General features: G+C 40.1%; 8 protein-coding genes. 4 read left to right on the forward strand and 4 right to left on the reverse strand.

The window, feature by feature from the left end; all coding sequences use genetic code 11:
- Positions 1 to 4: 4 nt before the first annotated feature.
- The 4 genes from B3C94_RS10080 to B3C94_RS10095 all read right to left on the reverse strand — a co-directional run bounded on the left by B3C94_RS10080 (position 5) and on the right by B3C94_RS10095 (position 7,271).
- Positions 5 to 1,384, reverse strand: a complete 1,380-nt coding sequence (locus B3C94_RS10080) for a DUF5689 domain-containing protein (RefSeq protein ID WP_293902923.1) — start codon at positions 1,382 to 1,384, stop codon at positions 5 to 7.
- Positions 1,385 to 1,395: 11 nt separating this feature from the next.
- The gene (locus B3C94_RS10085; RefSeq protein WP_293902926.1) at positions 1,396 to 4,113 is read right to left on the reverse strand and encodes a TonB-dependent receptor; all 2,718 of its coding nucleotides are present in this window, start codon (positions 4,111 to 4,113) and stop codon (positions 1,396 to 1,398) included.
- 85 nt (positions 4,114 to 4,198) lie between these two features.
- Positions 4,199 to 5,629, reverse strand: coding sequence for a fimbrillin family protein (locus B3C94_RS10090; RefSeq protein ID WP_293902929.1), 1,431 nt, complete (start codon positions 5,627 to 5,629; stop codon positions 4,199 to 4,201).
- A gap of 37 nt (positions 5,630 to 5,666) precedes the next feature.
- Complete coding sequence (locus B3C94_RS10095; RefSeq protein WP_293902932.1) at positions 5,667 to 7,271, reverse strand: fimbrillin family protein; 1,605 nt, start codon at positions 7,269 to 7,271, stop codon at positions 5,667 to 5,669.
- Between the two features lie 164 nt (positions 7,272 to 7,435).
- On the opposite strand from B3C94_RS10095, the gene B3C94_RS10100 reads away from it, so the two are divergent.
- The 4 genes from B3C94_RS10100 (at position 7,436) to B3C94_RS10115 (ending at position 12,497) form a co-directional block, all read left to right on the forward strand.
- Positions 7,436 to 8,557 carry a clostripain-related cysteine peptidase gene (locus tag B3C94_RS10100; RefSeq protein WP_293902935.1) on the forward strand — a complete coding sequence of 374 codons (1,122 nt, stop codon included), beginning with the start codon at positions 7,436 to 7,438 and terminating at the stop codon, positions 8,555 to 8,557.
- Between the two features lie 210 nt (positions 8,558 to 8,767).
- Positions 8,768 to 9,442, forward strand: a complete 675-nt coding sequence (locus B3C94_RS10105; protein ID WP_293902938.1) for a hypothetical protein — start codon at positions 8,768 to 8,770, stop codon at positions 9,440 to 9,442.
- A 91-nt stretch (positions 9,443 to 9,533) separates the two neighbouring features.
- A complete protein-coding gene (locus B3C94_RS10110; protein WP_293902941.1) occupies positions 9,534 to 11,522 on the forward strand; it encodes a DUF4836 family protein in 1,989 nt (662 codons plus the stop codon).
- A gap of 174 nt (positions 11,523 to 11,696) precedes the next feature.
- Positions 11,697 to 12,497 (forward strand): tyrosine-protein phosphatase, encoded by an 801-nt coding sequence (locus B3C94_RS10115; protein ID WP_293902944.1) that lies wholly within the window; start codon positions 11,697 to 11,699, stop codon positions 12,495 to 12,497.
- The last annotated feature ends 131 nt before the right edge of the window (positions 12,498 to 12,628 follow it).

A 12,628-nucleotide genomic window follows, 5' to 3' on the forward strand; every position in this document is an offset into this window, starting at 1 on the left:
TTATCTATTTAGTAACGATAATCGTATTGTCTGAACCGTTTCCGCCAGTCGCGCTTACGATTTTAATATTATCTAAACGGAATCCAAAAGCATTGTCGGCGCCAGTCATTATAAATTCGACGGTACTTGTCGCGGCAGGTGTAATGTTTGGAATACTAATTGTGTAATATTTATTACGGTCATCTGTTGAGTTGATTGCTACTGGCGTGCTTGGAATTGTATAAGTTGTGCCGTTGACCTTCACCTTCATGGCATTGAGGTTGGTCGCTTCACCAACATTGTAAATATTAGGTACAAGCTGGTAGCTCAATGTAAGGTCCGTTTTGTTGGCCGTTTGTATTCCAGCGATTTTGAGTGTAATATCTTTGTTTGCCGGCAGCCAAACCGAGGCACTGATTCCAGTTGCTGTACGAATATCGGCGGAACTGCTTTCTTCGGTGTAGGTCACTGGAGCTTTCATGTCGAAATCGGTGAAATCTGCAATTTTTGGACGGTTGCCACTTGGGTAAGTACCGTTACCAAATGTTTCGCTGAAGATTGTTCCTCCGGTTTCTGGGTCCGTTGGCGTTGTTCCGGCGTCAGTTCCATCAAAGTCAATAACATCTGTTTTGTCACGTAAGAAGAGCTGCCAACCACCATTGTAACGACCTAATATTCCGACTAGTGTTCCGTTTCCTTTAGGAAGGATCTCTTTAGCAAAGCTGGAGAAGTTACTGTTGCGAACATCCAATGTTTTGCCATTGACATCTTTGACGACTTCGCTGACAGTAGCTGTTCCACCCGCGAAGGCGTTAATGCCACCATTGTTGAAGCGTACATTTTTAATAATGACCAATTTGTTGACCATCGAAGCGTCTAATTTAGAAAGGTCGACTTCCAACGGCGTTAAATTAGCCGCATTGGGCCATCCGCTGACTTTTGCATGCTCTTTGAAGATTTCCCATGCAATACGGTTGGCATTGGTTCCACTGAATCCAATCTGCAGTTCGCTGCCATATTTCACCATAGATAGACCTTTTAAGCTGATATACACTTCCTGTCCTGCGCGGAAAGTTGTGTACATGCTATTTTGGTCGACTCCTAGATTGATGGCTCCAGTTTCATCCTGGACGTACAATTGTTTGTAGATATTACCCGAAATATCGTTTCCGGTCACCACTGCTTTAATGACCAGATCTTCGTCGATGACTTTTGGATCGGTAATGTTTGCATATTTTTCTTTTAAAGCGGCTATGGTTGTATTTGCATTAGGACCGTCATAGATCGGCTGAGTCAATAGGGGGGCTTCTGGATCGCGCTTACAGGCTCCTGTAAATAAGATGAGGCCAATACAGATGAGCGAGAGCATCGATGTATAGACAGCTTGTATATTTTTTTTATTCATCGTTGTTGAAATTAAAATCTATAGGATACATTCATAAAACAATTGATTCCTTGCATATAGTAATATTTGGACGCAAACTTATTTGGTGCCGTAATATCCAGACGTGCATTTTCGAAACCACCTGTTCGGATGTTTTTGTTGTTTAATACGTTATTGACCGCTAAATTGAAGTTCATCGACTTACGATTCTTCAGATAAAGGATTTTACCGATCGATAGGTCGACGGTTGTGCTATTTTTGAACTTTTCCTGGTCGGTCAGTATATGATAGGCGCCATCGAGTTCCGGATCGTACGGATTAATCGTGCTGTAGTTTGACGCTAACTGACGAAGCGGAGCTTTCGATAGATACATATCGCCGGCATAATTTAAGTTTGCCCCGAAAAACCAGTAGTTTACGAAATAACGGATACCTAAAGTTCCTGCGGTCTGTGGCATTCCACCAACATAATAGTTGTTGAGGTACACCATTTCGCGCTCATTATTGATCAATCCATTCTCTGAGTTCTGTGCTCCCATTGGATTGTTACTATAATAATACTCTGCTTTTGTTGCGGCAAGATCGACGCTCCAGTTGTTGTCAACTTTATAGGTCAATCCCAGTTCTACCCCTCTATTGACCTGATTCATATCTTTTAGACCATGATTGATAAAGGTCCTTGCTGCATCGTTGTAGTAACTTTGTCTGCTGATCAGATCCGTAAAGTTGGTCTGAAATACCGATAGGCGGCCATTTAGTTTCGGTAAGGAGAAGACATAACTAATATCTGTAGAGAATATCTTCGCACTTTTGAGGTCTTCAAATGTGAAATCACTTACTCTTGGCGAGATATAGGCATCATTGGCCAAAGGCGCTTTGGTCTGATAGCTGATCTTGGCATTTAATAAATGACGGCCATTGAATTTGTAGGTCATCCCACCTTTAAAAGCATAATCAAAAAAATGATGTTCCTGCCCTTTTCCGTAGGAATTGGTCGGGAAACGTCCGTTTTTCATGTAGCCTACGCGTTGAAAACTCGTGTAAGAAAGCTGGGTCGCGTAGAAAAAGTCGATGTTCGAATACGTGTATTCGTTTTGTAGCCAAGCATTCGCAGATTTGATATTAATGTTGTAGCGGTAGCCAAAAATATCATCTTTACGCGCTTTAAAGTTGGGGTTCAGTAAGTCGTTTTGGCTTTGCCCCGTGTTTTGGCCAAAGTCACGTTCGGAGAACTTATCGATATCCAATACGTATTCGGCACCCAATAGATCTGCTACAGTTTTATATTGCTGTGACTGCGAACCTTTGGCACCAATTCCGAGCGTCAGTTTAGCATGCTCATTAATCGTTTTGTTGAGCGTTGTATTAAAGCTGCTTTCCAGCAGGTCGCTATGGCGTTTTTCCAGCATATAAATTGCGGCGCCATCATTGATTTTATTCTCAAGCTTATTGACGAGGTATAAGTTGTCCCAGTCGACCTGCGATACCTTAGCCGATTGCCATAGGTTTGTATAGAACTGATTTGTGATGGAATCTGTAAAATAGCTTGGTAAATTGCGGTAATAATCGGGTCTTGGATCTGGGCCGTTGTACCAGTTAAGCGCAGTACTTGCATATTTGCCATAATGCAATGATATACCCGTGGTTAGTTTTGTATTTGGATCGATTTTCCAGATATGTGAAAGGATTGCGGTAGGGTCATAAGCCGTTACTACGCGCGAATTCCTGATTTTTCCATCTTGGTAACCCCAATTGGGGTTGTATAGGTTGTTGTCGAGAAGATCATAGGCTTCCTGAAAAGAACCTGACTGTTGGCCACGCTCTACCGGCGAACCGAAGGTGACTAGGGATAAGCTATGTTTGCCTTGTTGGAATTGTTTTTCGACGGACAGTGCGTACGAGAAGTTCTTGTAAAATGTACCTTCAATATTTCCCTTGTCGGCATAACGGCCACCGATTAATCCTGTAAATGCCCAACCATTATCCATGAGTCCTGTTGAGTAGCTCAGCATGCCGCGGCTATAGTAATTGCGGTTGGTATAGGTAGCTGTTGCTTTTGCGCCTTTGGCAAAGGTGCTTGCGCGCATGTTGATATTTTCGGAACCGCCAATGGAGCCGAATGTAAAAGTCGAGGCATCCATTGCATTGTCTTCGTCACCATTTCGGGTCAAATCATTGATAGCTCCGATGGAAGCGTAGTTGAAGACACCACGCAACTGGTCGTTGAAATGTACACCGTTGATGTATTTTTGTTCGTAGCGATTGTTGTATCCGCGAAGGCGGAAACGGAATTGAGACAGCTGATATCCAATTTTGTTGACGTAAACGTCATTGGAAAGAATAATCTTGGCCGCGATATTTTGATCAAAAGATTCGTTATCATCGTCCAATAGATCATCGGCAGCCATGCTCACCTGCACCATATTGTCGTTGTCGGTACTTGGTAGAACATAGATGTCCTCCATTTTGAGCAGACCGGAGGCTGGGATCTGGACGGTAATTTTGGTCTCTTGGATATTACCGCCTGTGATCAGGATGGTTTCCTCTCCTGAATTTAACTTCGGTAGACTGAAGTTACCTTTGGAATCCGTAACGACTGTTTTTTGATTTTTTTCAAAGACGAGACGTACATTGGAAAAAGGTTCTTTGCTCACCTGATTGCGTACAATACCCTGTACATTGGCCTTTTGGGCAAATATAGGTGTACTGGCAGCAGATAAGAGCGCAAAAAGTATGTATTTTTTATACATAGCTTGAGGTTAAATAGTGAAATGTATTTAGATGACAAATGCAACACATTTTAAATGTGTTGCATTTGAAGATGTTTTATTGTATTTATTTTTGGCCTTTCAATATGATATTATCGATGCGGAGACCAGCTTTGTTGGTCGTTATATCTGAGAAGAAGGATAATTTTGAGTTAGCGGACAGTGTCTTTGCAGTAGAAAGATCTACTGTTACATTAATGAATTTATTTGCATCTGCAGCAAGGATTATTTTAGATTCAGGATTGAATGTTTGATCGTTAAATATGATTGCTAGATTTTGCAGGTCGAAATCCTTCGATGTTCCAGTTGCCACATCAAACGAAATTTTTAATTTACTTGCTTTTTCTGTATTAATTCCTTCTATAGCCAGCTCCGAATTACCTGTAGTAGGTAACCATACGTGATTGTTTACAATAGTCCCAGTTGTTCTAATATCCGCTTTTGTATATTGATCGGAGTATTTAACTGTGGTATTCGACCAGCCTTTGAAATCAGCTATTTTAAATTTCTCATCCTTACTTAATGGGGTTGTTCCGAAATCTTCCTCGTACAATATTTGTTCAACCGGATCTGTTGTACCGCCACCATTATCTTCATCTTTGCCGATAGTATAAGAGCCTGAAGGAACATCTGTCCAATCAACAATACTTCCTGAGGCGACAACAGCTGTATTATTACCCGCTTCTTCTTGCAAGGTGATATTATAGCTGTATTTTTTACCTGCTTCATAAGTTGTTGATGATGGTAAAGTCCAGGTATAAGTCTCATTACCAATTTTAAACTCAACTTTTGCTCCTGCAACACTAGCTACAGGTAATAAGATGGTTTCTGCTGTTGTTGTCGTTGTTCCAGCGGTTGTTTTTGCTTTGATAGCGGCTGGGTTGGCTCCTCCTGCTAATGTACCTGTTGCTAGGTCGAAGTTGGCAGTTGTATTGAATCCATTGTAGCTTACTGTAAGACCAGTTAAAGAGCTTACGCCAGTTCCGGCGGCAATCGTCAATTCAATTTTACTTAGTTTGTGGCTAAATTGTAATTGGGCATTTGCTGTATTTTTATTGGCACCAGTTACATTATTAGCATACATGAAGTCGATTTTGTTTTGTTGCGTTTGATCGCTTACATTGACTGGGTAGACATTGTTGCTAATTGTTGTTTGATAAGGATAGTAGGCAATGAAATCTACGTTGGAACCATCAGCAGGATAAGAGATTTCTTCTGTAGCGCTATTCGCTTTGAAGTTTCCGTCTCCACTTGTCGTTACATACTGTTTGTTGCTTGCCAATGCATTGCTTAAACCGTTGCCGGTTTTCATGAAAACACCGATAGCATCGTTGCTTTCCCAGTTTGCACCAGCTGCTTTAGTCGTAACTTGATTGGAGATTGTTGAAGAAAAAGTTACCGCTTTGGTAATTTCTTGTTCTGAAACAGGTGCCTTTTGGCAGGAACTTGTAACGGCTGCCGCCGCAGTCGCTAGGAATAAAAGTTGGTTTACTTTCATAATTAAAATGAATTGATATGACTAAGTCGTTTATTAATTATTTCCAAATAGAGGTGTTAATATTTTCTTTTTGAGTGTCATTTAGATCCGGAAAAAATGTGAAGCCAGTTGCTTTTTCGAGATCGCTTACGGTTAATCTATAATTTTCGAAGGTTACTCCTGAAGGAGGGGTTTCATTGTTTATTTTATAGGCAATGGTATAATATTCGGAACCTTTCTTCATGGCTAATGCTTTGAAGTAATATTTGGGTTTAGCGATATCTTTTCCGTCATTGTCCTGTGCAAAATCTAAGCTGTTTTCGGTGCTTGTTTTAGGTATTGCACCAGTTACAATATACATGGTGTCGCATTGTGCCGTCCATGTTCTGACTTTGGTTTCTAGGTTTGCCCAAATTCCTTGGTTAAGACGTGATACCTGAGCTGTCATGTTCGTAAAATAAAACGTTGTTTTATTTTGAGTTGTGTTTAAGTTGCGGTCGGCACTCGGCAACTGGTGTCCTCTGTCATAACCTGTTGGCTGAAACCCCTTGAATAGATTAGGTTGAAAAGCCGTAGAGACTTGCGGGTCATATCCCCATGCATCTGTACGATTGCCTGATCCCAGGATGGTGCTGTATAATGGATAAGCTACCCAATACGCCATTTTTAGTTTTTTGTCGTACAACATGGCATAGTTTCTACTGTCACTGGCATCTGGCATAAAATGTTGTATAAAAACCTCGTCATTGCTGAGACTGTTCATCTTGGGGATTTCCAGATAGGCTTGTGAATCACCGATTCCACCACTCGGTTTACCGTTATCGATTTTGATGTCAAAGCTATATCTGTTGCCAGCGATCAGTTGCTTTAGGTTTTGATTTTGTGGTGCCGTCCAGGTATAGCTATCGCCATTAGTGGCAACAAACTTAATTGCCTTTCCGGTGATGTCTTCACCCGGAAGGAGGATAAATTCAATTAAGGCAGTTTTATTCGCATTTACTGTTATTTTTCCCTGAACATCTTTTTTATCAGTCGAATTCACCGTCAATTTTCCAGATGTTAAGTCGAATCCCCCTTGGGTGCTTACTGCTGGTAATTTAACAGTAATCTGATTTGCCTCCAGTGCGGCAGTATTGGTAATGGAGAGATTGATGCTGATTTTGCTCAATTGGCGCACAAAAGAAAGGGGTATCGTATTGTTGCTCTTGTCGATGTTTTTGGCATTGTTGGCGTACATCAGATCTAGAGCTGATGGGTTGGATTGGTCCGTTACATCAATGGGGTACTGGAAATCAGTAAGCGATTTGTAAGGATAATAGGCGATAAAATCCACTTTTTCATTGGGCAAGAAAATTGAGTTGCTACTTTGAAATAGTGAACCATTGAAGGTAAATACCTGATTTTTGACTTGGTCAATGATGGATGCTGCTCCTAGAGGCTGACCAGATTTGAACATGTATATGCCGATCTCATCATTTTTATCCCACGATGTTCCTGTCGCTTTTGTGTTGATTTGACCAACGATTGTTGGATTGAATTGTACTGCCGATTGTTCAATTCTAGATGCAGTTTTCTGACAGGAATTAAACGTAAGCAATGCAATCATAATGTAAGCTATCCGGAATATGTTTTGCTTCGGGATAGTTATGATCTTGTTAATCATATTGATAGTTAGTGTTTGTTAATAAAGCAATGACAAAAATACTTAAGTTAAGTTAAATTAATGTGAACCTTTTATGTTCTTTTGTGCAATTAAATATTTATTTGATGTATCAGTTTGATTTTTAGGTATATTTGTTGCGATTTAATTGTGTTTTGATAAATTCTATGGTGTTTAGATTATTTGTGGTATTATGCATGTTATTTGTTATTCCGTTAACTAGTTGCAATGACAAAAAAGATATTGTAAACGAGCAAGATAGCCGTGTTGTGTTGGTTTATATTGGTGCCAACAATAATTTGGTTTCCGATGCGTATAATAGCCTTAATGCCATGGAAGAAGGCATGGTCGGATTGGATGCTGATGTCTATGTATATGCCGCCTTGGCTGGTACTACGCCCAAAATCTATAAGATTGTAGCAGATCAAAGTCCAGAAATCAAGAGTACTGTCGTCAAATCTTACGGCGATCAAGATTCAGCGAATCCAGAGGTAATGAAACAAATCCTGCAGACTATGAAAGGGTATGTTGGTAATCGTCCATCGGGGCTGGTTTTGTGGTCACATGCAACAAACTGGCTGCCGAATGTTGGGGTCAAGTTAATGTCGTTTAATGAAGATCGCGGAAATAAAACGGAGCTGCGAGATCTGCAGACGATCATTCCTTCCGGTCTCGATTTCTTAATGTTTGATGCCTGTTCTATGGCAAGCGTTGAAGTCTTGTATCAGCTTCGGGACAAGGCCAAATACACGATTGCCTCGCCAGCGGAAGTATTATCAACCAGTATGCCTTATGAATTGGTGTTGCAGCACCTGGTTGATCCTAATCTTGAAAGAGGACTGAAGTCCACTGCCTCGACATATTTTAATTTTTATAATCAATTAACGGGGCCCTATCAGTCGGCTACCATTTCTGTGGTCAATAATGCCTATTGGTCGGAGCTCGCAAATAACGTCCATATTGCGCTGACTAAGTCCCCCCTGACAACCATCTACCGGGATAACTTGCAACGGTTGGATTTTGATGATAAGTCCTTATCAGCAGGTTTTGATTTTCTTGATTTTGTCAATCAGAACATGTTGTCGTCTGATGGAGAAGCAATAAGGTCCACTGTTTCGAAATTGGTCGTCTATAATGCGAATACGAGAAATTTTTTAGGCAAACCCATTTTAAAGTTCTCTGGGTTATCTTGTTATGTTCCAAATGATTTAAATAAGTGGATACATCCCTATTATAATGGGCTTCAATGGGCTAAGGACAGTGGTTTTAATTCCTTCGTGAGGGAGTAATAACATCTGTGAAGGAGTAATGACTTCACATCGATTTTCTTCATTTTTCCCTGAAATCAGGTAGTAAAATGCATGCTCGCTTTTAATAAATTTGTCAATAAGAAAAAAATAGCACAATGTTTGCTGTTAATGTCAAAACATATATTGATTTGACAAATTATTAATCGTTACCAGCTTGTAATGAACGGGATATTTAAAGCAAAAAGAAAATTGAAGAGATTTTATGCGGTCATCTGTGCCTTTTTAATGACATTGACCTTGTCGAGCTGTTTTGATTTTGTTGAACAGATCGATTTAAAATCGAATGGATCGGGGCATATTGCAGCGACATTAAATTTAAGCAAGAGCAAGACCAAGGTATCTTCTTTGATGAAAATGAAAAGTATCAAGGGAATTCAGATTCCCTCTCAGGCCGATATGGAAAAAGAGATCCGATCTGCCGTTCAGCTGCTCAAGCAGACGAAGGGCATCTCCAATGTGCAATATAAAACAGATTTTACCAATTACATCGTCAACATTTCCTGTGATTTTAGTCAGATAGAGTCGTTGAATGCCTTTTCGGATATATTGGCGAATCGTTTTAAAACGAAGATTTCAAATTCGAACCGTTATTATTATCATGCGCAAAGCAATGTATTTGAGCGCAAATTTGTTGCTTCGGCGGACTGGAAAGCAAAATTTAATCAGCTGGGGAGCGACAATACAACGCAATTCGCAGATGCATTCTATACGCAGATTGTACGGTTTGAGAAACCTGTTTTGTCTCAGGCAAACAGTCTGGCAAAGGTTGCCGGAAATAAAAAGGGTGTATTGCTAAAATTACCTTTTATGGATTTGGTATATGGCAAATCGAGTCTGGCAAATAAAATCATATTAACAAAATAACCGAATAGCATTGGTGAAGCCGGAAACCTGTCTAGAGCTGAAAACGCCTCTGTATGACAGGTAGGGTGTAACTGAAAAAATTATTTATACGATGAAATCAAAATTTATACTGGCAGGAATAGCCTATTTGTCCTTTGTGGCAAGTGTGAAGTCGCAGGACTTGATCAAACAGATCCCCGGGGATGCTGAAATGGTTGCTGCTTTCAATATGAAAGATATTGTACAGAAGGCAAATGCAAATAAGCTCAATGAGTTACTTCAGAAAACCGGTTTTTTTGAAAAATCAGGAATCTCAGCGAATAATGATATTAAAAATTTGGGGGTAGATTTATCGCAGACTGCCTATTTCTATACCAGAAAGACCGACAGTGTCAGCTTTACGGAATTTATATTTTCCTTAAACAATAAAGGACAATTTGAGAAGTTGCTTCACGAGGCGGGCGAACCAAAGTCATTTTCCAATGGCTATACGAGCATAGGGCTCAAGGCTGGAAGCATGTTGGTTTATAACGATCAGATTGCTCGATTTATTTCAGCGACGACGAATACCACCTTTTTGGACAATGATTCCATTGCAAGTCGTTATGGAATCAAAAAGGTTGATTATGTAGCGCGTCCAGCGGATGATGTAGATGCTTGGGCAGATACGACGGTAGCAGCAATGGACTCTGCAGCTGTGGTTTGGGATGCGGATGAGCGATTGGCGGTGCCAGAATATCCACCCGTTGCAATTGCAGTAGAACCGGATACTATCGAATTAGGTGCGACGGAAGCATTGCCTCCAGTTGTTGATATTGCTGAGGCTGCGGCGGATGCAGTGGCCGATGCGGCAGAAATGCATGATCCCAGTTATTATGATTCGCTCTATACAGCGTATGAAGATCAAAATCGTAAAAATGATTCCATTCGTAATGGGCTGCGCGATAAGTGGCTTTTAAGCGAGGTTACACGTTTGCTCTCCGGAAGTTATAAATCCCTATCAAATGCTGACCAGCAGAAAGTTGTAAAGAATCTGGGGCTTATTCGCTTGTACATCCCCCATGTAGAGGATCTATACCGAGGTCTTACACCATACACCTCGCTTCCTTATTATTACATGGGGATCAAATTGGATAAATTCAAAACTGGATATCAGGATGGAATATTGGATTTATTGCAAGAGGGAAATGTGCTGAAATTAAAAGGCTCTGTAGGGTTAGATAAGGAGCTTGCTGAAATGTCCAAAAGGATGTATACTAGAAAACCCAATTCGAAGTTTAGTAAATATTTAACCGATAAAAGCTTAGGTTTTTTCAATGTTAATATTAATTCGGAGGCTTATCTGAGAGAGATGCCGGCCTATATGGCAAAATATTACAGCGGTTTACTTGGTCCACAACAAGATGTTGTGGAATGGGGGCTAATGGCTCTTGAAATAGCACTGGATGAAAAAGCAATTGCCCAGGTCATGCCCGGAGATCATCTTGTGGTTGTAAATGGTCTTCGTAAGTTTAAGAAAGACTATATCGATTATACCTATGACGATGATTACAATGCGACCGAAGTGAAAAAGACAAAGGAAGAAACACTTCCTGTATTTATCTGGATGTTTACATCAAAGGATCAAAGACTGATAAAAAAAGGTCTAGAAATGGCTGTTTCAAAGCATGTTGGACAGATTCATGACGGTATTTATACATTTTCGACAAAGAAAGCCATGGATTTTCCCATGTATGTTCTTATGAAAGAAGATCTCGTCATGGTGAGTAATGATTCGTTGTCTTTAAATGATATCCGTCAGAATAAGATGGTGGCTTCCGTCAATAAAGATTTTGTAAAACTGATGAAGCAAAATAAAATGTCTGCAGCCATTGATCTGCAGAAGTTGCCTGGTATGTTAAAGGAAATGGGCGTTGCACCAGGTAAACAATGGGAAGCAACGGTGGCGCAACTTAATCAATATGGTAGTACAGCCATTACCTCGAAAGGAGTAGTCGGCAACCGCGCGGAAGTTGAAATGTCGACAACATTACCACAAACAAGCGATGGTGCACTCAGTTATTTACTTGACCAGATTATAACAGAATTAAATAAAAAGTAAAAAAAAGGTTTGCAAAACAATTTTATTGCACCATTGTTTGGGGGTCTTTTGTAATATTATGGTTATATTTTTATAATGTTAAAATAATATTAAGGCTGTTTAGCTTGTTTGTGGTACTTTTGACATTTAATAAATTATTTAAAAAGACAAACTAAACGATTTATATATCAAGATATGGGGATATTTTCAAAACTGTTTGGAAACAAAACTCAAGATTCAAAAGTAAAGGTAGTAGGTAAATTGGCCTTTCTGGAGGTGGATATGCACAACCATATCCTTCCTGGGATAGATGATGGAAGTCAATCTATTGAACAATCAATGACGTTGTTGAAAGGACTTGGACGAATGGGTTTCGAGAAATTTATTTGTACGCCGCATATTATGGATGGCGTTCACCCAAATTCGATTCGTACGATTGAAGCTTCAAAGGATAAGTTAATGGCTGGACTAAAAGGCGGGCCCACTCTGCCGGAAATTCATGCTGCTGCTGAGCATATGATTGATGATGGAATTACAGCACTCATTGACTCGAATGAACTTTGTGTCATGCCTGGTGGCTATGTGCTGATCGAGATGTCTTATTTACAGGAGTCAAAAGCGCTATTTCAAACAATTTTGGATATTCAAAATCTTGGTTATCAACCTATTTTGGCGCATCCAGAACGTTATAATTATTATCATTATAACTTTAACATGTATAAGCAGATTAAGGATGCAGGTTGTATGTTACAGCTCAACTTGTTATCCATCAGTCGATATTATGGTGTTGAAGTGAAATCTGCGGCCTTGACGATGATTAAATCGGGGATGTATGATTTTGTGGGTACGGATGTACACCACGAACGACACTTGGCTGCCTTGGAAGATGTTGTGGCCAAATACCCGGTCCGTGAGCTACTAAAAACCTGCCCGATATTAAATCCATCGCTGCAGGACCATTTAGGAAGCAGTAAGAATACGATTGCTGCTGGATAATATAAAATCCATCAGGTATAGAAAAGAGACGCTTAGACGTCTCTTTTTTTTTGGAAATCCTCTTCTCTACGCTAAAGTACCTTTCACATTCAACCTTTTTGTTTGATGTAATAAAGTGGTGTTCTTCATCT

The sequence above is a fragment of the Sphingobacterium sp. UBA5670 genome (assembly GCF_002420705.1).
Taxonomy (GTDB): Bacteria; Bacteroidota; Bacteroidia; order Sphingobacteriales; family Sphingobacteriaceae; genus Sphingobacterium.